The 22,715-nt window shown below is 62.2% G+C and carries 19 protein-coding genes; 2 read left to right on the top strand and 17 right to left on the bottom strand.

What is annotated here, in order from left to right; translation table 11 throughout:
* Nucleotides 1-102: 102 nt before the first annotated feature.
* A complete protein-coding gene (gene secA, locus JNA92_RS11220) occupies nucleotides 103-2,838 on the bottom strand; it encodes a preprotein translocase subunit SecA (RefSeq protein WP_241804724.1) in 2,736 nt (911 codons plus the stop codon).
* A 311-nt stretch (nucleotides 2,839-3,149) separates the two neighbouring features.
* On the opposite strand from secA, the gene JNA92_RS11215 reads away from it, so the two are divergent.
* A complete protein-coding gene (locus tag JNA92_RS11215) occupies nucleotides 3,150-3,617 on the top strand; it encodes a DUF721 domain-containing protein (protein ID WP_241804723.1) in 468 nt (155 codons plus the stop codon).
* Between the two features lie 98 nt (nucleotides 3,618-3,715).
* Nucleotides 3,716-4,675 (top strand): hypothetical protein, encoded by a 960-nt coding sequence (locus JNA92_RS11210; protein ID WP_241804722.1) that lies wholly within the window; start codon nucleotides 3,716-3,718, stop codon nucleotides 4,673-4,675.
* Nucleotides 4,676-4,758: 83 nt separating this feature from the next.
* Here the strand turns inward: JNA92_RS11210 and lpxC are convergent, their stop codons facing one another.
* The 16 genes from lpxC to mraZ form a co-directional block, all read right to left on the bottom strand.
* A complete protein-coding gene (gene lpxC / locus JNA92_RS11205; RefSeq protein ID WP_241804721.1) occupies nucleotides 4,759-5,670 on the bottom strand; it encodes a UDP-3-O-acyl-N-acetylglucosamine deacetylase in 912 nt (303 codons plus the stop codon).
* 112 nt (nucleotides 5,671-5,782) lie between these two features.
* Nucleotides 5,783-6,979 carry a cell division protein FtsZ gene (ftsZ, locus tag JNA92_RS11200; RefSeq protein ID WP_003251871.1) on the bottom strand — a complete coding sequence of 399 codons (1,197 nt, stop codon included), beginning with the start codon at nucleotides 6,977-6,979 and terminating at the stop codon, nucleotides 5,783-5,785.
* A gap of 55 nt (nucleotides 6,980-7,034) precedes the next feature.
* Nucleotides 7,035-8,291 (bottom strand): cell division protein FtsA, encoded by a 1,257-nt coding sequence (gene ftsA / locus JNA92_RS11195; protein WP_012312872.1) that lies wholly within the window; start codon nucleotides 8,289-8,291, stop codon nucleotides 7,035-7,037.
* A 14-nt stretch (nucleotides 8,292-8,305) separates the two neighbouring features.
* Nucleotides 8,306-9,175, bottom strand: a complete 870-nt coding sequence (locus JNA92_RS11190; protein ID WP_241804720.1) for a cell division protein FtsQ/DivIB — start codon at nucleotides 9,173-9,175, stop codon at nucleotides 8,306-8,308.
* 6 nt (nucleotides 9,176-9,181) lie between these two features.
* A complete protein-coding gene (locus tag JNA92_RS11185) occupies nucleotides 9,182-10,138 on the bottom strand; it encodes a D-alanine--D-alanine ligase (protein WP_241804719.1) in 957 nt (318 codons plus the stop codon).
* A complete protein-coding gene (gene murC, locus JNA92_RS11180; RefSeq protein ID WP_046784854.1) occupies nucleotides 10,135-11,583 on the bottom strand; it encodes a UDP-N-acetylmuramate--L-alanine ligase in 1,449 nt (482 codons plus the stop codon). Before murC ends, JNA92_RS11185 begins: the two co-directional genes overlap by 4 nt.
* Nucleotides 11,576-12,655 (bottom strand): undecaprenyldiphospho-muramoylpentapeptide beta-N-acetylglucosaminyltransferase, encoded by a 1,080-nt coding sequence (gene murG / locus JNA92_RS11175; RefSeq protein ID WP_241804718.1) that lies wholly within the window; start codon nucleotides 12,653-12,655, stop codon nucleotides 11,576-11,578. Before murG ends, murC begins: the two co-directional genes overlap by 8 nt.
* Nucleotides 12,645-13,859, bottom strand: coding sequence for a putative lipid II flippase FtsW (gene ftsW, locus JNA92_RS11170; protein ID WP_277818126.1), 1,215 nt, complete (start codon nucleotides 13,857-13,859; stop codon nucleotides 12,645-12,647). The genes murG and ftsW overlap by 11 nt, the downstream gene beginning before the upstream one ends.
* Nucleotides 13,856-15,202, bottom strand: coding sequence for a UDP-N-acetylmuramoyl-L-alanine--D-glutamate ligase (murD, locus tag JNA92_RS11165; protein ID WP_241804717.1), 1,347 nt, complete (start codon nucleotides 15,200-15,202; stop codon nucleotides 13,856-13,858). Before murD ends, ftsW begins: the two co-directional genes overlap by 4 nt.
* Before the next feature lie 6 nt (nucleotides 15,203-15,208).
* A complete protein-coding gene (gene mraY, locus JNA92_RS11160; RefSeq protein ID WP_241804716.1) occupies nucleotides 15,209-16,291 on the bottom strand; it encodes a phospho-N-acetylmuramoyl-pentapeptide-transferase in 1,083 nt (360 codons plus the stop codon).
* Nucleotides 16,291-17,658: a UDP-N-acetylmuramoyl-tripeptide--D-alanyl-D-alanine ligase gene (locus JNA92_RS11155; protein ID WP_241804715.1), complete on the bottom strand. Its 1,368-nt coding sequence runs from the start codon at nucleotides 17,656-17,658 to the stop codon at nucleotides 16,291-16,293. The genes mraY and JNA92_RS11155 overlap by 1 nt, the downstream gene beginning before the upstream one ends.
* Nucleotides 17,651-19,141 carry a UDP-N-acetylmuramoyl-L-alanyl-D-glutamate--2,6-diaminopimelate ligase gene (gene murE, locus JNA92_RS11150; protein WP_241804714.1) on the bottom strand — a complete coding sequence of 497 codons (1,491 nt, stop codon included), beginning with the start codon at nucleotides 19,139-19,141 and terminating at the stop codon, nucleotides 17,651-17,653. Before murE ends, JNA92_RS11155 begins: the two co-directional genes overlap by 8 nt.
* Nucleotides 19,138-20,871, bottom strand: a complete 1,734-nt coding sequence (locus JNA92_RS11145; protein ID WP_241804926.1) for a peptidoglycan D,D-transpeptidase FtsI family protein — start codon at nucleotides 20,869-20,871, stop codon at nucleotides 19,138-19,140. Before JNA92_RS11145 ends, murE begins: the two co-directional genes overlap by 4 nt.
* A complete protein-coding gene (ftsL, locus tag JNA92_RS11140) occupies nucleotides 20,871-21,164 on the bottom strand; it encodes a cell division protein FtsL (RefSeq protein ID WP_012312861.1) in 294 nt (97 codons plus the stop codon). The genes JNA92_RS11145 and ftsL overlap by 1 nt, the downstream gene beginning before the upstream one ends.
* Complete coding sequence (gene rsmH, locus JNA92_RS11135) at nucleotides 21,161-22,108, bottom strand: 16S rRNA (cytosine(1402)-N(4))-methyltransferase RsmH (protein ID WP_418942031.1); 948 nt, start codon at nucleotides 22,106-22,108, stop codon at nucleotides 21,161-21,163. The genes ftsL and rsmH overlap by 4 nt, the downstream gene beginning before the upstream one ends.
* On the bottom strand, nucleotides 22,105-22,560 hold the full coding sequence (gene mraZ / locus JNA92_RS11130; RefSeq protein WP_241804713.1) for a division/cell wall cluster transcriptional repressor MraZ: 456 nt from the start codon (nucleotides 22,558-22,560) through the stop codon (nucleotides 22,105-22,107). Before mraZ ends, rsmH begins: the two co-directional genes overlap by 4 nt.
* Nucleotides 22,561-22,715: the final 155 nt, after the last annotated feature.

Raw genomic sequence — 22,715 nt, 5'->3', positions numbered from 1 at the left:
AGGGACCGCGCCAACCCGAGGGCGAACGCGATGTGTGAGAGCGGCCTTGTGTCGCGAAAGGGCCGCACTGCGGCCCCCGGCTTTTACAAACGCCCGTTCAGATCACTCGATCTGACCATGGCAATGCTTGAACTTCTTGCCCGAGCCACACCAGCACGGCTCGTTGCGGCCCAGCTTCTGATCGTTGCGTACCGGAGCCACGGCGACCGCCACTTCGGCACCTTCTTCGCTCAGTTGCTCGCTCTCAAGGCCGGGCGCAGGGGCGTGCTGGAACTGCATGCGGCTGGCCAGTTCTTCGGCTTCGCGGCGCAGTCGGGCTTCTTCTTCGACCGGGTCTTCGCGGCGTACCTGAACGTGTGACAGCACACGGATAGTGTCGCGCTTGATCGACTCGAGCAATTCCTGGAACAGGGTGAAGGATTCGCGCTTGTACTCCTGCTTCGGGTTCTTCTGCGCGTAACCACGCAGGTGAATGCCGTGGCGCAGGTGGTCCATGGTCGACAGGTGGTCTTTCCACAGGTCGTCCAGCACGCGCAACAGGATCTGCTTCTCGAAGGTACGCAGGGCGTCGATGCCGGCCTGATCTTCCTTCTCGTTGTAGGCGTCGGTGATTTCCTTCAACAGCTTCTCGCGCAGGGTCTCCTCGTAGAGGTGATCGTCCTCGTCGAGCCACTGCTGGATCGGCAGCTTGATGGCGAAGTCGCTGGCCAGCGAAGCCTCCAGGCCGGCCACGTCCCACTGCTCGGGCAGCGACTGCGGCGGGATGTGCTGGTTGATGGTGGCATCGAGCACTTCCTGGCGGAACTCGGCGATGGTGTCACCGATGTTCTCGGCAGCCAGCAGGCTGTTGCGCATGTGGTAGATCACCTTGCGCTGTTCGTTGGCCACGTCATCGTATTCGAGCAGTTGCTTACGAATATCGAAGTTGCGGCCTTCGACCTTGCGCTGCGCCTTTTCGATGGCGTTGGTGACCATGCGGTGTTCGATGGCCTCACCGGACTGCATGCCCAGTGCTTTCATGAAATTCTTCACCCGATCGGAGGCGAAGATACGCATCAGGCTGTCTTCCAGCGACAGGTAGAAGCGGCTGGAACCCGGGTCGCCCTGACGGCCGGAACGGCCACGCAGCTGGTTGTCGATACGGCGCGACTCGTGGCGTTCGGAGGCGATCACGTGCAGGCCACCGGACTCGATCACCTGCTGGTGTCGCTTCTGCCAGTCGGCCTTGATCTGGGCGATCTGCTCGGGGCTTGGGTTCTCCAGGGCAGCCACTTCGGATTCCCAGTTACCCCCCAGCAGAATGTCGGTACCACGACCGGCCATGTTGGTGGCGATGGTCAGTGCACCCGGAGCCCCCGCTTGCGCGATGATCTCGGCTTCCTTTTCGTGGTACTTGGCGTTCAGGACCTTGTGCTCGATGCCTTCCTGCTTCAGCAGGTTCGACATGTGCTCGGAGGTTTCAATGGTCGCAGTACCCACCAGCACCGGACGGCCCTGGGTCATGCTTTCCTTGATGTCGGCGATGATCGCGGCGTACTTCTCGTCCGCGGTCAGGTACACCAGGTCGTTGAAATCCTTACGCGCCAGCGGTTTGTTCGGCGGGATCACCATCACGTTCAGGCCGTAGATCGACTGGAACTCGAACGCTTCGGTGTCAGCGGTACCGGTCATGCCGGACAGCTTGGTGTACAGGCGGAAATAGTTCTGGAAGGTGGTCGACGCCAGGGTCTGGCTCTCGGCCTGGATGTTCAGGTTTTCTTTCGCCTCGATGGCCTGGTGCAGGCCTTCGGACAGGCGACGGCCAGGCATGGTCCGGCCGGTGTGCTCGTCGATAAGCAGGACCTGACCGTCCTGAACGATGTACTCGACGTTGCGGTGGAACAGCTTGTGCGCACGCAGGCCGGCATAGACATGAGTCAGCAGGCCCAGGTTGTGCGACGAATAGAGGCTCTCGCCTTCGGCCAGCAGGCCGGACTGGGTGAGCATCTCTTCGATGAACTGGTGACCGGCTTCGTTGAGTTCGACCTGGCGGCTTTTCTCGTCGATGGTGAAGTGGCCTTCCTGGGTGACCTGGCCTTCGACTTCTTCGATGTGCTGGGTCAGGCGCGGGATCAGGCGGTTGATCTCGATGTACAGCTTGGAACTGTCTTCGGCCTGGCCGGAGATGATCAGCGGCGTACGGGCTTCATCGATGAGGATCGAGTCGACTTCGTCGATCACGGCGAAATTCAGTTCACGCTGGAATTTCTCGTCCAGGCTGAAAGCCATGTTGTCGCGCAGGTAGTCGAAACCGAATTCGTTGTTGGTGCCGTAGGTGATATCGGACGCATAGGCAGCGCGTTTTTCCTCTGGCGGCTGGAAGGCCGAGACGATGCCGACCGACAGGCCGAGGAACTCATACAACGGGCGCATCCAGTTGGCGTCGCGGCGGGCCAGGTAGTCGTTGACCGTGACCACGTGCACCCCTTTGCCGGAAAGGGCGTTGAGGTAAACGGCCAGGGTACCGACCAAGGTCTTGCCTTCACCGGTGCGCATTTCTGCGATCATGCCCTCGTGCAGGGTCATGCCGCCGATCAGCTGAACATCGAAGTGGCGCATGCCCATCACGCGCTTGCCGGCTTCACGGGCCACGGCGAAGGCTTCAGGCAGCAGTTGGTCCAGTGTCTCGCCCTTGGCCAGACGCTCCTTGAACTCTGCGGTTTTGGCGCGCAGTTGCTCATCGGAGAGGGCGACCATTTTCTCTTCGAAGGCATTGACGATGTTCACCGTCTTGAGCATGCGTTTCACTTCACGCTCGTTCTTGCTTCCAAAAAGTTTCTTTAACAAAGGCGCAAACATATCGGCAGGATCTTCCACACGTAGGGATGGAGGGCGGCCCCATGAGTCGCCCGTGCAGCCCTTGGGCCGCATGCGAACGAGCATTCTACCCGGAAACGATGGTGAGGAAAGTGGTGGATTTCCACGATGCTGGCACAGCGCTTAGGCGGGGCGTTTTCTAAGATAAGGGCATTTTCGCTGAGTTCAACCCGGAGCATCATGAAACGTATCGAGAATGACTCTTGTCCGGCCGGCGTGCGATGGCCAGGGCGCCGGCAGGGAGGCCGGTGGAGGTGTTAGACTGCCAGTCTTGTAACCCGATGCGACGCCCAATGGCCTACAAACCCTCCCCCGCCCAGCCTCCTTCGGCACTGCTGCGCCAGGTGCGCCCGCTGCGCCTGTTGCTGAACCAGGCCGAACGCCTGGCGCACCTGCAGCGCCTGCTGGAAAGCCAGTTGCAACCGGCTGCCCGCGAGCACTGCCATGTGGCTTCGTGGCGCGATGGCACACTGTTGCTGGTGGTGACGGACGGGCACTGGGCCACACGCCTGCGCTATCAGCAGAAGCGCCTGCTGGCGGCATTGCAGGCCATGGAGGCGTTCGGCAACCTCAGGCGCATCCTGTTTAAAGTGCAGCCACCGCTGGTGCCGGCCAAACGCGGTACAAATACCACGGAGTTGTCCGTCAATGCCGCGCAGAGCATTCGCGGTTCTGCCGAAGGCATTACCGACGAAAAGTTGCGCGCGGCACTGGAGCGTTTGGCCAGCAATGCTTCACGCGCCACAAAGCCTTCAGCATAAAACACGCAAAAAACGGTATTTTGCGACTGATAATTTTACCAGTAGCCGGTAAATTTTGGAGATGGTTTATTGAGCGTTCTCAACCTAGGAGCTGCGCCATGACCATGCCCACGACCGACTATAGCGAACACACAACTTTCACTGAAAAAGAATACAACGGCTGGAACGCCATTCGCAGCAAGCACTCACTCACATTCAACACCGCAAATGAAAGCAATATCTATGTTGAATATAACTCGCCAGCGAACCTTCCACCGCTTCCCCAACATGATGGCGTGCTGCTGATCCAGAAGACAATAAGCGGCCTGATCCCGGGACACCTCTACTCCATCAGCCTGCGTGTCAAGCGGTTCCCCAAGGACCCCGTCCCGCACCTCACCTGGTACATAGACGACACTGTCCAGCACCACTCAACGCTTGAAAACCACCACGACTGGCAACGTTTCGTTGTCGACTTCCGCGCTACCGCCCCGACTCATACCCTGACGCTTGGCAGCTTCGAACCTGACAATACACATGTGCATTTCGCTCTCGACGATATCCGCATTTATCCGCACGTACTTCACATCAATTTCGAAGAACAGCCTGAAGGCGAACAGCTTATTCTACCCGGGCAATCACTCGTACTTCCGCACCTAACGCTGCGCCATGTGAGCAGCAAGTATGGAGCTAAAACTGGCATTGAGATCGTCAATCAACCCGTTGAAAACAGGGCGGAAGGAAAGGCACTTGTGCTCTCCAAAGGCCAAAGCTCGGACGAGAGTAAAGTAGCACTGGACCTGAACGGTGAATATGGGTACATGGCGTTCGCCTGGAGCCTGATTCATTACACAGGGTCAGTAAGTTTCTTCACCTCGACTGAGACAGATCCGCTGAGAACAATCAACCTTGAGAGTGACGGCACACCCCAGCACTTCCTGGTGAGGTTCCGCTCGCCCAGCGGCAAGCCAATCACACGCGTGGAATTCACCTCGCAGGACCACAGTTACATCGATTTCATCCTGCTGAAAACGCATGCTGTCCTGAGCGCCCACGACACAGATAGCGACGACGCATGACGCCCCCAAGGATGCCTGGGAAACTCAGCACATAAAAAAGGCCACCCGAAGGTGGCCTCAATCACTAGAGAGAGTGTTCGAACTTACACGGCCGCAACAGGGCGCATATAAGAGATCGGTGCCGTACTGGCATCTTCGAAAGTGACCACTTCCCAGGCGTCGGTTTCCTCGATCAGCTTACGCAGCAGCTGGTTGTTCAGCGCGTGCCCGGACTTGTAGCCCTTGAACTCGCCAATCAGGCTGTTGCCCAGCAGGTACAGGTCGCCGATGGCGTCGAGGATCTTGTGCTTGACGAATTCGTCTTCGGAGCGAAGGCCGTCTTCGTTAAGTACGCCGGTCTCATCGACGACGATGGCGTTCTCGACACTGCCACCGAGCGCAAGGTTGTGCTTGCGCAGGTACTCGATGTCACGCATGAAACCGAAGGTGCGGGCGCGGCTGACTTCCTTGACGAACGAGGTGCTGGAGAAGTCGACGACGGCGCTCTGGGTCTGGCCCTTGAGGACCGGGTGATCGAAGTCGATCTCGAAGCTCACCTTGAACCCCTCGAAAGGCAGGAAGGTAGCGCGCTTGTCGCCCTCCTCCACTGTCACTTCACGCAGGATGCGGATGAACTTCTTGGCTGCCTCCTGTTCTTCCAGGCCGGCAGACTGAATCAGGAATACGAAGGGACCGGCGCTGCCATCCATGATCGGAACTTCCGAGGCGGAGAGCTCGACGTAGGCGTTATCGATGCCCAACCCCGCCATGGCGGAAAGCAGGTGCTCGACGGTATCGACCTTGACGCCACCGTTGACCAACGTGGTGGACATGGTGGTCTCACCGACGTTGGCCGCACGTGCCGGGATCTCGACCACAGGGTCGAGGTCGGCGCGACGGAAGACGATGCCGGTATCGACAGGCGCAGGCTTGAGGGTCAGATAGACCTTCTCCCCGGAGTGCAGGCCGACGCCTGTGGCACGGATGGTATTCTTCAGGGTGCGTTGTCTAATCATGGCATTGGCCGCTTCAGCGCAAATTGCGAACAGGTATCAACAAAGGCTGAGGATGATAACAGACCCGGCCTTTGCTGAACACCAATCACCCTTATACCCCTGATAAATTCCATTAATCGGCCTGACGACGCAGGAAGGCCGGGATATCCAGGTAATCCAGGTCATCCTGAGGGTTGAGTTTAGCTGCTGCGGCAGCGCCTGCGTGGGCCTGGTTGCGCATCACGGTCGGACGCTCCAGGTCACGGTAATTGACCGCTGGCTGCTCCTGACGAACAGGGGCCGGGTTAGAGGCCTCGTACGCCTGCTGAGCGGTCTGCAGGGTGTTGTCGACCACCTTGACCGGCTTCTCGATGCGCGCGCCCAGGCCAGTGGCCACCACGGTCACGTGCAGCTCATCGCGCATGTCCGGGTCGATCACGGTGCCGACCTTGACCATCGCGTGGTCGGAGGCGAAGGCTTCGATGATGCTACCCACATCGGAGTACTCGCCCAGCGACAGGTCAGGGCCTGCGGTGATGTTCACCAGGATGCCGCGAGCGCCCTGCAGGTTGACGTCTTCGAGCAGCGGGTTGCGAATTGCCGCCTCGGTGGCTTCGCGAGCACGGTTCGGGCCGCTGGCGCAACCGGTACCCATCATCGCCATGCCCATCTCACCCATCACGGTGCGCACGTCGGCGAAGTCGACGTTGATCATGCCAGGGCGCTTGATGATGTCGGAAATACCGCGAACGGCACCGGCCAGTACATCGTCAGCCTTGGCAAAGGCGGACAGCAGGCTGGCATCCTTGCCCAGGATGGTCAGCAGCTTCTCGTTGGGAATGGTGATCAGCGAGTCGACGCTCTCGGCCAGCATGCGGATGCCTTCATCGGCGATCTGCATACGTTTGCGACCTTCGAACGGGAACGGACGGGTCACCACGGCAACCGTGAGAATGCCCATTTCCTTCGCCACTTCGGCGATGATCGGCGCCGCACCGGTACCGGTACCGCCGCCCATGCCGGTGGTGATGAACACCATGTTGGTGCCCTGCAGCACCTCGGCGATGCGCTCACGGTCTTCCAGCGCAGCCTGACGGCCGACTTCCGGATTGGCACCGGCACCCAGGCCCTTGGTGACCCCGGTACCCAATTGCAGGATGGTGCGCGCGCCGATGTTTTTCAGCGCCTGAGCATCGGTGTTGGCGCAGATGAACTCCACACCTTCGATGCTGCTCTTGACCATGTGGTTGACGGCGTTGCCGCCGCCACCGCCGACACCGATCACTTTGATGACCGGGCTTTGCGGGACGTTGTCTACGAGCTCGAACATTTTCCCTCTCCTTTCAGTTCTCTAGTTGTCGCGCCTACCACTACTGCTTTGAAACTTAGAAGTTGCCCTGAACCCACCGCTTGAAGCGCTCAAGCACTGGGGCCTTCGGTTCATCGCCATAGCTGTTGCTGCTGCTGTTACCGGTCAGGGGCAGGTCTTCGGACTGCTTCTGCAGGCCGTACGCGAGCAAGCCCACGCCGGTGGAATAGATCGGGTTGCGCACCACGTCGCTCAGCCCCCGAACGCTGTGCGGTACGCCCAGGCGTACCGGCATGTGGAAAATTTCTTCTGCCAGCTCTACGGCGCCTTCCATCTTGGCGGTGCCGCCGGTGAGGACGATGCCGGCCGGCACCAGGTCCTCGTAGCCGCTGCGGCGCAGCTCGGCCTGGATCAGCGTGAAAAGCTCGTCGTAACGAGGCTCCACGACTTCAGCCAAGGCCTGGCGCGACAGTTCGCGCGGTGGGCGGTCGCCCACGCTCGGCACCTTGATGGTCTCGCCGGCGCCGGCCAGTTTGGCCAGGGCGCAGGCGTAACGGATCTTGATTTCTTCGGCGTACTGGGTGGGTGTACGCAGGGCCATGGCGATGTCGTTGGTGACCTGGTCACCGGCAATCGGGATGACCGCCGTATGGCGGATCGCACCTTCGGTGAAGATGGCGATGTCGGTGGTGCCGCCACCGATGTCCACCAGGCACACGCCGAGCTCTTTCTCATCGTCGGTCAGCACCGAGTAGGCCGAGGCCAGTTGCTCGAGGATGATGTCGTCGATTTCCAGGCCACAACGGCGCACGCATTTCTCGATGTTCTGCGCCGCGTTGACCGCGCAGGTGACCACGTGAACCTTGGCTTCCAGGCGCACACCCGACATGCCCAGCGGCTCTCGCACGCCTTCCTGGTTGTCGATCACGTAGTCTTGCGGCAGGGTGTGCAGCACGCGCTGGTCAGCCGGAATGGCCACGGCCTGTGCAGCGTCCAGCACACGTTCGAGGTCGGCAAGGCTGACCTCGCGGTCGCGGATGGCGACGATGCCGTGGGAGTTCAGGCTGCGGATATGGTTACCGGCCACACCGACGAAAGCCGAGTGGATGCGGCAACCAGCCATCAGCTGTGCTTCTTCCACTGCGCGCTGGATCGACTGCACGGTGGATTCGATGTTCACCACCACGCCCTTCTTCAGGCCGCGAGAAGGGTGGGTACCGATCCCGACGATCTCCAGGGTACCGTCTTCGCCAACTTCACCCACCAGCGCCACCACCTTGGAGGTGCCAATGTCCAGCCCGACGATCATTTTGCCGCTATGCGCGTTTGCCATGGTCCTGCCTCTCTCTAATTCTTCGCAACGGCGGGTTGGGCCGTCGTCGGTGCGTTCGGTTCCCGCCAACCAACGGCAAGTCCGTTGGCATAACGCAGATCAATGCGGGCAATGTTGGTGATCTGCTCTTTGAGTGTCTTGTCGTAAATGGCAATGAAACGGCGCATTTTCTCCACCAGATGATCGCGCCCCAGCAGCAGCTCGACGCCCTGCCCGGTGCTGCCCGCACCGGTGGTCAGGAACCAGCTGCCACGCTCGCGCAGCTCCAGGCGAGCGATGGAAAAGCCCAGGGGGCGCAGCATCTGGCTCAATACCTGATACTGCTGCATGACTTGCTGCTGGGCACGCTGCGGCCCGGCCAACTGCGGAAGATGCTCATAGTTGGCCAGCTCGCGCGGGGTGAAGGCCTGGCCCTGGTTGTTGAGCAAGGCTTCTTCCCCCCAGCGGGCGACCGGCAACTGTTCTTCCAGGCGAATCACCACCTCGTCCGGCCAAACCCGCCGTACTTCGGCGTGGGCGATCCATGGCATCTGCTCGAGCTCGGCTCGCATCGCTGGCAGGTCGACGCTGAAGAAGCTCGCTGCCACGTATGGCGCGATCCGCTGCTGCACCGACTGTTGGCTGATGTAACTGAGGTCGCCCTGCACGTCGATCTTGGTGATCGGCCGGTCGGCGTACGGCATCAGGCGAATGGCGCCCTCGTAGGCGCCAAAGCCTGCGGCCACCAGCAACACCGGCCACAGCAGGCGCTTGAGGCCGCCCAGGCTGGGCCGCGGCAGGCGCGCCGATACGGGCTCGTCGGCCACCAGTCGGCTGGCACCACGCGGCACCGGCTTGCTACGGCCGGTAACGGGTTGCTGCTGACGTATCATTGCGCCTTGCATGGTTTGTTAACCTCGCGTCGCTACGCTTTCGGCCAGGATCGCCAGCACCAACTGCTGGAAGTCCAGGCCGGCCGCGCGGGCCGCCATGGGCACCAGGCTATGATCAGTCATGCCCGGTGCGGTGTTTACTTCGAGCAGCCAGAACCGGCCCTGCTCGTCCTGCATCACGTCCAGACGGCCCCAGCCTTCAATGCCGATGGCATTGCAGGCGCGTGCGGTCAGGTCGATGAGCTCCTGTTCCTTGGCACTGTCCAGCCCGCACGGGATGCGGTACTGGGTGTCATTGGCGATGTATTTGGCGTCGTAGTCGTAGAACACGTGCGGGGTGCCCAAAGCGATCGGCGGCAGCACCTGGCCACGCAGAACGGCGATGGTGAACTCCGGGCCGTGAATCCATTGCTCGACCAGCACCTGAGAATCGTATTGGGCGGCGTCTTGCCAGGCAGCAACCAGTTCCTGCTCGCTGTTCACCTTGGCCATGCCGATGCTAGAGCCTTCATGGGCAGGTTTGACGATAAGCGGGAAGCCCAGTTCCGTACCGGCTGCAACACAATCTTCTGCGCTGGCCAGCACGGCATGACGCGGGGTCGGAATGCCCAGGCTTTGCCACACCTGTTTGGTCCGCAGCTTGTCCATCGCCAGGGCCGAGGCGAGGATGCCACTGCCGGTGTAAGGGACACCCAGACACTCCAGCAGCCCTTGCATGCTGCCATCCTCGCCACCCCTGCCGTGCAGGATGATGAAGGCGCGGTCGATCTTCTCGCTTTGCAGGCGGGCCAGCAGGTCGTCGCCCACGTCGATGGCGACCACGTCGACACCGGCGCTGCGCAGCGCCTCGATCACGGCAGCGCCCGACTTGAGCGAGACTTCACGCTCGGCGCTCTTGCCACCGTAGAGGACAGCGACGCGGCCGAACGCCTTGACGTCCAGGGTCGAATGCAGTTTTTCGTAGGCGCTGGTCATTTAGACTTCTCCTGCTTGGCGCCAGCGAACAGCGGGCTTTTCATCAATTGCGGGGCCAGGCCACCGACATCGCCGGCACCCTGGCACAGCAGGATGTCACCGGCACGCAGCAGCGGCTTGACCAGCGGCGCCAGCTCGGCGCCACGTTCGATGTAGATCGGGTCCAGCTTGCCGCGCTGGCGAATGCTGTGGCACAGCTGACGGCTGTCGGCACCGGGTATCGGCTCTTCACCGGCCGGGTACACCTCCATCAGCAGCAGCACGTTGGCATCGCCCAGTACCTGCACGAAGTCGTCATACAGGTCACGGGTGCGGCTGTATCGGTGTGGCTGGTAGACGATGACCAGGCGACGGCTTGGCCAGCCACCGCGCACGGCCTTGATCACCGCCGCCACTTCGGTCGGGTGGTGGCCGTAGTCGTCGACCAGCATCACGCTGCCGCCTTCAACCGGCAGTTCGCCGTATACCTGGAACCGTCGGCCAACGCCCTGGAAGCCGGAAAGCCCCTGCACGATGGCTTCGTCGCTGATACCTTCGTCGGTGGCGATGGCAATGGTCGCCAGGGCATTGAGCACGTTGTGGTTGCCCGGCATGTTGACCGACACTTCAAGCGGCTCACGATCACGGCGCAGCACGGTGAAGTGGGTCTGCATGCCCTTCTGGCTGACGTTGATCGCCCGGATGTCGGCCTCTTCGCTGAAACCGTAGGTCACGGTCGGGCGCTTGACCTGCGGCAGGATCTCGCGCACCACAGGATCGTCCAGGCACATCACGGCCAGGCCATAGAACGGCAGGTTGTGCAGGAACTCGACGAAGGTTTTCTTCAGTTTGTTGAAGTCACCCTCGTAGGTGGCCATGTGGTCGGCGTCGATGTTGGTGACCACGGCAACCATCGGCTGCAGGTGCAGGAAGCTGGCATCGCTTTCGTCGGCTTCAGCGATCAGGTAGCGGCTGGTACCCAACTGCGCATTGGTGCCGGCAGCGGTCAGGCGGCCACCGATCACGAAAGTCGGGTCCAGCCCACCTGCGGCAAACACCGAGGCCAGCAGGCTGGTGGTGGTGGTTTTGCCATGGGTGCCGGCAACCGCCACGCCATGGCGATAGCGCATCAGCTCTGCGAGCATTTCGGCACGCGGCACCACCGGGATACGCCGCTCGAGCGCAGTGGCGACTTCCGGGTTGGCCGGGTTGATGGCGCTGGACACCACCAGCACATCGGCATTGGCGGCGTTTTCGGCGCGGTGGCCAACGAAGATCTCGGCACCGAACGACTCCAGGCGCTGGGTGACCGGCGACACCTTGAGGTCCGAGCCGGACACTTCGTAGCCCAGGTTCAGCAGCACTTCAGCAATACCGCACATACCCACGCCGCCGATACCGACGAAGTGGATGCGATGAATGCGGCCCATCTTTGGCTGGGGCATGGCTTTCTGGCTTTCAACCATGGGCCACCTCCAGGCAGATATCGACCACGGTGCTGGTTGCGGATGGTTTGGCAAGGCTCCTTGCGGTGCGTGCCATGGTGTTGAGTTTCTCGGGTTGCATCAGCACCTCGTTCAGGCGTTCAGCGAGTTGCGCTGCGCCAGTTGTCGCTTGTGGCATGAGGAAGGCAGCGCCTTCCCGAGCCAGATATTGGGCGTTATGGGTCTGGTGGTCGTCGATGGCATGGGGCAAAGGCACCAGCATCGAAGGCAGGCCGGCCGCCGCGAGCTCGCTGACGGTCAGGGCACCGGCCCGGCACACCACCAGGTCAGCCCAGCCGTAGGCGTGGGCCATGTCCGTGATGAACGGCTCTACCTGAGCCTCGACACCCGCTTCTTGATAGCGCTCGGCGGTGATCGGCGCGTGGTGCTTGCCGGCCTGATGGAACACCTCGGGCCGCAGGTCAGCGGGCACCTCGGACAGGGCCTTAGGCAACAATTTGTTCAATGGTTCCGCACCCAGGCTGCCACCCATGACCAGCAGGCGGGCACGGCGCTCGCCCAAGGGCGCACGCTGCGCGTCCATGAACAGCTCGGGGCGCACCGGGTTGCCGGTGGTACGCAGCTTGTCGCCCGCTTCGAAGGTGCCTGGGAAAGCCTCGCAAACGCGTGCCGACAACGGCACCAGCAAGCGATTGGCGGTACCGGCGCGGGCGTTCTGTTCGTGAATCACCAGCGGCACACCGCACAGGCGCGCGGCGACGCCGCCAGGGCCGGTCACATAGCCACCGAAGCCGATCACGCAGACCGGCTTGAGCTGGCCAATGATCCGCCGCGCCTGGAGCACGGCCTTGACCAGGGTGAACGGCGCCTTGAGCAGCGACAGCTTGCCCTTGCCACGCAAACCGCTGACCTGGATCTGGTGCAGCGACAAGCCGGCCTGAGGGACCAGTTCATTCTCGATGCCACGGGGGGTGCCCAGCCAGTGCACGGTATAGCCGCGCGCCTGGAACTCACGTGCGCACGCCAGGGCCGGGAACACATGGCCCCCAGTGCCGCCCGCCATGATCAGTACGTTTTTGCCGTCAGCGGCCATGACTGGTCTCCTCGGCAAAATCGCTTTCGCTGAATTCGTGCTCCTCGCTGCCCAGGTGCGTGCGGCTTTCCCATTCGATACGCAGCAACAGACCGACGCAGGCACAGCAGATCACCAGGGAACTGCCCCCGTAACTGAGGAAAGGCAAGGTCAGGCCCTTGGTCGGCAGCAAGCCGACGTTCACGCCAATGTTGATCAGGAACTGGCCAATCCACAGGAATGCCAGGCCAAATGCCATATAGGCGGCAAAGTACTGCTTGGCCTTTTCGGCCCACAGGCCGATATAGAGCGCGCGAACGGTCACGAACACGAACAGCGCGATGGTCACCAGCGAACCGACCACGCCCAACTCCTCGGCCAGTACCGAGAACACGAAGTCGGTGTGCGCCTCAGGCAGGTAGAATTGCTTTTGCACACTGTTGCCCAGCCCTACGCCCAGCCACTCGCCGCGGCCGAAAGCGATCAGTGCCTGGGTCAACTGGTAGCCAGAGCCGAACTGGTCGGACCAGGGGTCGGTAAAGGTGATCAGGCGCGCCATCCGGTACGGCTGCGCCTGCACCAGTACGAATACGGCGACCACCGCCAGCGCCACCATCAGGCTGAAGCGGAACAACCCTACGCCGCCGAGGAACAGCATGGCCGCAGCAGCGCCCATCATGACCACGGTGGCACCGAAGTCCGGCTCCATCAGCAGCAGGCCGGCCATTGGCAGCAGCACGATGAACGGTTTGAAAAAGCCCATCCAGCTTTCGCGTACTTCGGTCTGCCGACGTACCAGGTAGCCGGCGAGATAAATGACCACGAAGACCTTGGCGATCTCCGAAGGCTGGACGTTGAAGAAGCTGAAGCCGATCCAGCGCATCGAGCCGTTCACCTCACGACCGATGCCAGGCACCAGCACCAGTACCAGCAGGCCAAAGGCGCCCACCAGCATCATGAAGCCCATGCGCTGCCATGTGGCGATCGGTACCAGCAGCGTCGCACCACAGGCGACAAGGCCAATGGCCACGTAAACCAGATGGCGGTACATGTGGTACAGCGGGTTACCTGACTGTGCTGCGGCCACTTCCGACGACGCCGACGTGATCATCACCAGGCCCAGGCCCAGCAGCGCCAGGCAGCCAGCCAGGAAGGCGAAGTCGAGGTCGATGCCACGGCCACTGACCAGCGGCGACGGGTACGGCTTGAGGATGCCGAAGATCATGCCAGCCCTCCCGCCGCCTGGGCGAACAGCCGCCCGCGTTCTTCAAAGTTCTTGAACATGTCCAGGCTGGCACACGCCGGCGACAGCAACACGGCGTCCCCCGGCAGGGCCAGCTCGGCGCATTGCTGCACGGCTTCGTCCAGCGTCTTGACCCGCACCTGCGGCACGCCATCACCCAGCGCTTCGGCCAAGCGCTGCGCATCGCGACCGAGCAGCACAACGGCGCGGCACATGCGGGCTACCGGTTCACGCAAGGCGGCAAAATCGGCACCCTTGCCGTCGCCACCGGCGATCAGCACAAGCTTGCCGTCGATATCCGCGCCCAGGCCTTCGATGGCGGCCAGGGCCGCGCCGACGTTGGTCGCCTTGGAATCGTCGTACCAGTTCACACCGTTGCGCGCACGCACCCACTGGCAACGATGAGGCAGGCCGCCGAATTCGCGCAGGGCCTCGAGCATCGGCTCGAACGGCAGACCGGCAGCATGCCCCAGGGCCAGGGCCGCCAATGCGTTGCTCTGGTTGTGGGCACCACGCACTTTCAGCTCACGGGCCGGCAGCAATGCCTGGAACTCGAAAGCCAGGTACTTCTCACCCTCGACTTCACGCAGGCCGAAACCCTTGAAGTCCGGCTGATTCAGGCCAAAGCTCCAGCACGGGCGCCCTTCGACCGGCAACGGCCGGCTCAGGGCATCCTGGCGGTTGACCACCACCTGGCGCGCGCCACGGAATATCCGGTGCTTGGCCAGGTGATAGGCCGGCAGGCCGCTGTAGCGGTCCATGTGGTCTTCGCTGATGTTCAGCACGGTGGCCACTTCGGCATTGAGCTGGTCGGTGGTTTCCAGCTGGAAGCTGGACAGTTCCATGACGTACAGCTCGATGTCATCGCTGAGCAAGTCCAGGGCAGGTGTCCCCAGGTTGCCGCCGACGGCCACGCGCTTGCCGGCCTTGGCAGCCATCTCGCCGACCAGGGTGGTTACCGTGCTTTTCGCATTGGAGCCACTGATGGCCACGATCGGCGCCTTGGCATGGCGGGCGAACAGTTCGATGTCACCGGACAGCTTCACGCCACGCGCCGCCGCCTGCTGCAGGGCCGGCGTGGCCAGTGCCAGGCCGGGGCTCACGTACAGTTCGTTGGCGCGGCACAGGAAATCCACGTCCAGTTCACCACAGCGTACTTCCACCTGCGGGTAATCACGGCGCAGGGTGTCCAGTTCCGGCGGTTGCTCGCGGGTGTCGGCGACCGCAAAGGCAATGCCCTGGTTCGCCAGGAAGCGAACCAGGGACATGCCGCTCTTGCCGAGGCCGACAACGATGCGGAATTGGTCGGAAGCGATCAGTGACACGCTCGTCTACCTCAGTTTCAGGGTTGCAAGGCCGATCAGCACCAGAATCACGGTGATGATCCAGAAACGGACAATCACCCGCGGCTCAGGCCAGCCCTTGAGTTCAAAATGGTGGTGAATCGGTGCCATACGGAACACGCGCTTGCCGGTCAGCTTGAAGGAGGCGACCTGGATCACCACCGACAGGGTTTCCATCACGAAGATGCCGCCCATGATGAACAGCACGATTTCCTGGCGCACGATCACGGCGATGGTGCCCAGCGCGGCGCCCAGCGCCAGCGCACCGACGTCGCCCATGAACACCTGGGCCGGATAGGTGTTGAACCACAGGAAGCCCAGGCCGGCGCCGATCAGCGCGCCGCAGAACACGATGAGTTCACCCGAGCCCGGTACATAAGGAATGAGCAAGTACTCAGCGAACTTCACGTTACCCGACAGGTAGCAGAAGATGCCCAGCGCACCACCGACCATTACCGTCGGCATGATCGCCAGGCCATCGAGGCCATCGGTCAGGTTGACCGCATTGCTGGAGCCGACGATGACGAAGTAGGTCAGGATGACGAAGCCGATGCCCAGCGGGATGGTGACATCCTTGAGGAATGGCACGATCAGGGTGGTTTCGACAGTGGTGGGAGCCGTCTGGTACAGGAAGATCGCCGCCGTCAGGCCGAACACCGACTGCCAGAAGTACTTCCAGCGGCTAGGCAGGCCGCGCGAGTTTTTTTCGATCACCTTGCGGTAGTCGTCGACCCAGCCGATGGCGCCGAACAGCAGCGTGACGATCAGTACCGTCCACACATAGCGATTGGACAGGTCGGCCCACAGCAGGGTGCTGATGCCAATGGCAGACAGGATCAAGGCACCACCCATGGTTGGCGTGCCGGATTTGGACAAGTGCGATTGCGGGCCGTCATTACGGACGGCCTGACCGATCTGGCGGATCTGCAGGGTACGGATCATCCACGGGCCCAGCCACAGCGCCAGCGACAGCGCGGTCAGTACGCCAAGGATCCCGCGCAGGGACAGGTACTGGAAGACCGCGAAGCCTTTGTGGAACTGTTGCAGATACTCAGCCAACAGCAGCAGCATTAATGTTTCTCCCCGCTGGCACCGCACAGTGCAGCCACGACGTTTTCCATCGCAGCGCTGCGCGAGCCCTTGATCAAGATAGTGGTATTGCTGGCAGTTTCGGCGCGAACGGCCTCGATCAGCTCAGCTTGAGTTGCGAAATGACGGCCATTGGCGCCGAACGCCTTGACCGCATGTGTCATGTTGGTACCCACTGCATACAGGGCATCGACCTTGCCGCGAGCGTAATCGCCCACCTGATGGTGACCTTCTTGCGCCCACTGCCCCAGCTCGCCGATATCCCCCAGCACCAGAACGGTGCGCCCGGAAAAGCCGGCGAGTATATCAATGGCCGCGCACATCGAGGTGGGATTTGCGTTGTAACTGTCATCGATCACGCGCACGCCACTCGGGGCGATTTGCGCCACGGTACGGCCCTTGACCGGCTGCATGGCGTTAAGGCCCGCGGCAATGCCGCTCAGGGTCAGACCAACGGCATGCGCGGCGGCGGCAGCGGCCAGGGCGTTGCTGACGTTATGCTCACCGAGCACATTGAGCTGCACGGCCACCGATGCACCGGCGCCGTGCAGTGTGAACGACGGGCAACCCCGCGCGTCGCGACCGATGTCGGTGGCATGGAAGTCGGCGCGGGCGTCGCTGCGGGCAAAACTGATGACCTTGTGGGCACCCGCGCGCGCCTTCCAGATGGCAAAGGCCTTGTCGTCCAGATTGAGGATGGCAGTGCCGCCCTCGCCCAGCCCTTCGAGAATCTCGCCCTTGGCTTCAACGATCTTCTCTGGCCCGCCGAACTCGCCGACGTGGGCTGTACCGGCATTGTTGATGATGACTACCTGTGGCTGGGTGAGGCCCACGGTGTAGCGGATCTCGCCAATGCGCGAAGCGCCCAGCTCGATGACGGCGGCGCTGTGTTGGGGGGCAATTTCCAGTAGGGTCAGCGGTGCACCCAGGTCGTTGTTCAGGTTGCCACGGGTGGCATGAACAGGGCCACGGGTACGCAGGATGCAGGCAAGCATCTCTTTGACCGTGGTCTTGCCACTGGAGCCGGTGATGGCGACCACCGGCTTGTCGTAGCTGGCACGGTTCAGCGCACCGAGCTGGCCAAGGGCCAGACGGCCGTCGGCAACCACCAGCTGCGGCAAGTCGACATCGGCCACTTCACGCTCCACCAGCGCTGCCACGGCGCCCTTGGCCTGCACATCGGCCAGGTAGTCGTGGCCGTCGAAACGCGGCCCCACCAGGGCGACGAACAACTGCCCGGCGCCGACGCTGCGGCTGTCGATGCTGACACCGCTGAAGCTGGCGTCGGCGCCGACCAGGCGAGCGCTCAGCGCTGCGGTCAGCTGGCTGAGTGTCATGGGCTTAAGCATGTGGAGCCTCCCAGGCTGCAAGTGCCTTTTCGGCTTCGACCAAGTCAGAGAAATCATGGCGTTGGCCATTGATCTCCTGGTAATCCTCATGCCCCTTGCCTGCCAGGACGATGACGTCCGAAGCGGCAGCAGAAGCGATCAGGTGTGCGATGGCCTCGCCGCGGCCCGCGACGAACTCGACGTCGGCGGGGCGGACAAAACCGGGGCGAATGTCGTTGAAGATCGCCTGCGGGTCTTCGGTACGAGGGTTATCGTCAGTGACCAGTACACGATCAGCCAGGCGCTCGGCCACTTCGGCCATCAGCGGACGCTTGCCCCGATCGCGATCGCCACCACAACCGAACAGGCACAGCAACTGACCGTGGGCGTGCGGGCGCAGGGCTTGGAGTACCTGTTCCAGGGCGTCAGGGGTGTGCGCGTAATCGACCACCACCAACGGCTTCTGACCGCCGCCAAGACGCTGCATGCGCCCCACCGGGCCTTTCAACTGCGCGGTGACCTTGAGGATTTCGTCCAGCGAATAATCCAGCGCGAGCAAGGTCGCCACGGCCGCGAGCATGTTGCTCAGGTTGAAACGGCCCAGCAGTTGGCTGCGCAAGGTACGCTCACCCTGGGCGGTGACGATGATGGCCCGTACGCCATCGTCATCGAACCTGGCTTCACGGCAATACAAAGAAGCGTCGGGGTTTTCCAGGCTGTAGCTGAGCAGACGCGTCTCGATATGGTCGACACTCGGACGACGGGCAAAATCAGCCGCCAGACGACGGCCGAAACCGTCATCCAGGTTGACCACCTGGCAACGCAGGCTAGGCCAGGCGAAAAGCTTGGCCTTCGCGGCCTCGTAGGCCTCCATGCTGCCGTGATAGTCCAGATGATCACGGGACAGGTTGGTCATCACCGCGATATCGAATTCCAGCGCGGCGACACGCCCCTGTTCCAGGGCATGCGAGGATACTTCCATCGCCACGGCCTTGGCCCCGGCCTTTTTCAGGTCGTACAGCGTCGACTGCACCGCAATCGGATCTGGCGTGGTCAGCCGGCCGCTCTGCAACTCACCATAAAATCCGGTACCCAGGGTACCGATCAGGCCGCACCGTTGGCCAAGCGCATCTAGCGCCTGGGCCACCAGTTGAGTGACGCTGGTCTTGCCGTTGGTACCGGTAACCCCGACCAGGTTCAGCTGACGGCTCGGCTCGCCGTAGAAGCGGCCGGCAATATCCGACAGCTGAGCGATCAGGCCTTTGACCGGGATCAGCGGCACATCGGTGATCGGCAGCACATGGGTGCCCTGCTGTTCGTAGGCGACCGCAGCGGCACCGCGGGCCAGCGCGTCGCTGATATGGTCACGGCCATCGACCTTGGCGCCCGGCACGGCCAGGAACAGGTCACCTGCGCGCACAGCACGGCTGTCCAAGGTCAGCTCACGGATCAGCGGGTCGCGACTGGCGTGGGCGAAAAGCTTGCTCAGTGGCATTGTCATCATCCACGCCCTCCCTTGGCGGGTGCTGCATTGACTTGTTGCGGGTCGGCAGGCGGTGGCAGGTTGTCTGGCGGCACATTCATCAGCCGCAGGGTGCCCGACATGACATTGCTGAACACCGGCGCCGATACCAGGCCACCGAAATAACCGCCTTTCCTCGGCTCGTCGATGACCACGACAATGGCGTAACGCGGGTCGCTCATCGGGCCGAAGCCGGCGAACAGCGAGCGGTAGGCGTTTTCGGTGTAGCCCTTGGAGCCCACTGTGGCTTTCCGCGCGGTACCAGACTTGCCGCCCACGTGATAGAACGGCACCTGGGCGCGGAACACCCCACGCGGCGCCTCGATCACTTGCTGCAACATGCCTTGCACGGTTTTGGCGGTGTCCTTTGGAATGGCCTGGACTGCCTCCGGGACCTTGTCGACCTTGAGGATCGACAGCGGCACCATCTTCCCGTCGTTGGCCAGCGCCGCATAGGCATGCACCAGCTGCAAGGCGGTAACCGAGACGCCGTAGCCATAGGACAAGGTCGCGGTTTCGGCCTTGCGCCACTCACGATGGTTGGGCAGGTTGCCAACCCGCTCGCCCGGGAACCCAAGGCCGGTGTACTGGCCAAGGCCGACCTGGGACATGACCCGGTAGATGGCTTCGCCGCCGATATCGAAGGCGATCTTGCTCATGCCCACGTTACTGGAGTTGATCAGGATGCCGGTCAGGTCGAGGATCGGACCCTCGCTCCTGGACACGTCCCTGATGGTGTAGCGGCCGATCTGCAGGCTGCCCGGGTAGACTTCGACCTTGTCGGTGGGCTTCCAGCGCCCACTCTCCAATGCGGCGCTCATGGAGATCGGCTTGACCGTAGAGCCTGGCTCGAACACGTCAATGATCGCCCGGTTACGCATCGCCGACGGGAACATGGTGCGGCGGTTGTTGGGGTTGTAGGTCGGCTGATTGACCATCGCCAGGACCTCACCGGTCTTGACGTCCATGATCACCAGGCTGCCGGCCTTGGCATCCTGCTCGGCGATTGCGTTACGCAGCTCGCGCGTGGCCAGGTATTGCAGGCGCAGGTCGATGGACAACGCCAAGGTCTTGCCGGCCTTGGCGTTCTTGGTTACCTGAATGTCTTTGATCAAGCGGCCACGCCGGTCCTTGATCACTTGCCGCTTGCCGGGCACCCCGGCCAGCCACTCATCGTAGGCCAGCTCTACCCCTTCGCGGCCATGGTCATCCAGGTCAGTGAAACCGACCATGTGAGCGGTGACATCACCGGCGGGATAGAAGCGGCGGAATTCTTCGAGGCCGTATACACCCGGCACTTTCAGGTCGAGCACATGCTGCCCCTGCTCCGGGGTCAGGCCGCGGACCAGGTAGATGAATTCTTTGCTGGCCTGCTGGGTCAGGCGCTCGCTCAGCTGCTGGGCGTTCTGCCCCAATGCGGCGGCCAGTTGCGGCCAGCGGTCCTTGGACGCTTGCATTTCCTTGGGGTTGGCCCACAAGGTGGTGACAGGCGTACTGACGGCCAAGGGCTCACCATTACGGTCGGTAATCAGACCTCGGTGTGCCGGAATAGGAATATGACGCAGGCTGCGGGCATCGCCCTGGCCCTTGAGGAAGTCACGGTCGACCACCTGCAAGTCGATGATGCGCCAGCAGATGGCGCCGACCATCAACGCCAGCAGGCCGATCACCACGCGGAAGCGCCAGGGGTAGAGTGCACCTTCGAGCTTCATCATGGCGCCACCATCCGTACTTCGTCGGCGGCAGGCACGTGCATCTTCAGTTGCTCGGAAGCCAGGTTCTCGATGCGGCTGGCAGCGGTCCAGGTGCTTTGTTCGAGGATCAGCCGGCCCCACTCGGCCTGGGCCTTGTCGCGCTCATTCAACTCGCCGTACAGGGTGTTGAGCAACTGGCGATTCCAATGGGCGCTGTACGACACGGCAATGGCCGAAACAAGCACGCCAACGAACAGCAGAAGCATCAGGAAGCTTCCGCCTGGCAAAGGCTTGGCAAATAGCCGGCTCACCGAAGCTTCTCCGCCACCCGCATCACGGCGCTGCGCGACCGCGGGTTGGCCTTGAGCTCGGCTTCGGAAGCAAACTGAGCCTTGCCGATCAGACGGATTTTCGGCTCGAAGGCCTTGTGCTGAACCGGCAGGTTGCGCGGCAGGTTGTCCGCTTCACCCTTGACCAGTTTGCGCATGAACAGCTTGACGATACGGTCTTCCAGCGAATGGAAGCTGATCACCGCCAGACGGCCGCCGACTTCCAGCGCCTCGAGTGCAGCCTCAAGGCCGGCCTCAAGATCGCCCAGTTCGTTGTTGACGTGAATGCGCAGGCCCTGGAAGGCACGGGTTGCCGGGTTCTTGCCCTTTTCCCAGGCAGGGTTGGCGACCTTGAGCACTTCGGCCAGGTCCGCAGTCCGGGTGAACGGCTGCTTTTCGCGGCGCTCTACCACGGCGCGCGCCATGCGGCCGGCAAAACGCTCCTCGCCATACTCTTTGAACACGCGGGCAATTTCCTCGACCGGCGCGGTGGCGATGAACTCGGCAGCGCTGATGCCCTGGTCGGGGTTCATGCGCATATCCAGCGGGCCGTCATTGAGGAAACTGAAGCCCCGCTCGGGGTCGTCCAGCTGGGGCGAGGACACGCCCAGATCGAGCAGGATACCGCTGACCTTGCCAGCCAGGCCTCGCTCGGCCACTTCAGCGCCCAGTTCGGCAAAACTGCGCTGCACAATGACAAAGCGGCCGTCTTCGGCCGCCAGCGCTTGCCCCGTGGCAATCGCTTGAGGATCTTTGTCGAAGCCCAGCAGCCGACCATCCGGCCCGAGCTTGCTGAGGATCAGACGGCTGTGCCCGCCGCGGCCGAAGGTGCCGTCGAGATAGCAACCGTCGGCGCGCAGGGCCAATGCCTCGACAGCTTCGTCGAGCAGGACGGTGATGTGGTTGAAGCCGCTATCTATGGTCACAGGATCAGGTCACGTAAATCGTCGGGCATGGCGCCCGGTTGTTGGATAGCTGCAAGGTCGGCTGCCGAAACTGCGTTCCAGGCATCCTCATCCCACAGCTGGAATTTGTTCAGCTGCCCCACCAGCATCGCCTTCTTGTCCAGCTTGGCGTACTCCCGCAGGCGGGGCGGTACCAGGAAACGGCCACTGCCGTCGAGCTCCAGGTCAACCGCATTACCGATCAGCAAACGCTGCAGGCGGCGGTTTTCCTCACGCAACGACGGCAAGGCACGCAACTTGGCTTCAATCTGTTCCCACTCATCGAGGGGGTAAACGCACAAGCAGGGGTCGACGGCGTCGATGGTCACGATCAGCTGACCATGGCAACGCGAATCGAGCTCGTCACGGTACCGGCTCGGCATGGCGAGACGGCCCTTGGCATCGAGGCTGACGGCGTTGGCTCCGCGGAACACGGCTGCGATTCCCCACAATGGTAGCTTTTTTGTGCCAGAAAACCCACTTCATCCCACTTTCTGCCACTTGCGCACACTATAGGAATCCGTCCGCTGCACCGTCAAGGCGCGTTCATAGGGAAAACCCTTACAGGACCGAGATTTAGCTCAATAAA

The organism is Pseudomonas putida (assembly GCF_022627325.1).
In the GTDB taxonomy this organism is placed as follows: domain Bacteria; phylum Pseudomonadota; class Gammaproteobacteria; order Pseudomonadales; family Pseudomonadaceae; genus Aquipseudomonas; species Aquipseudomonas putida_X.
The sequence above is the reverse complement of the archived record's forward strand: the minus strand, read 5'-3'. Positions and strand labels throughout refer to the sequence as shown.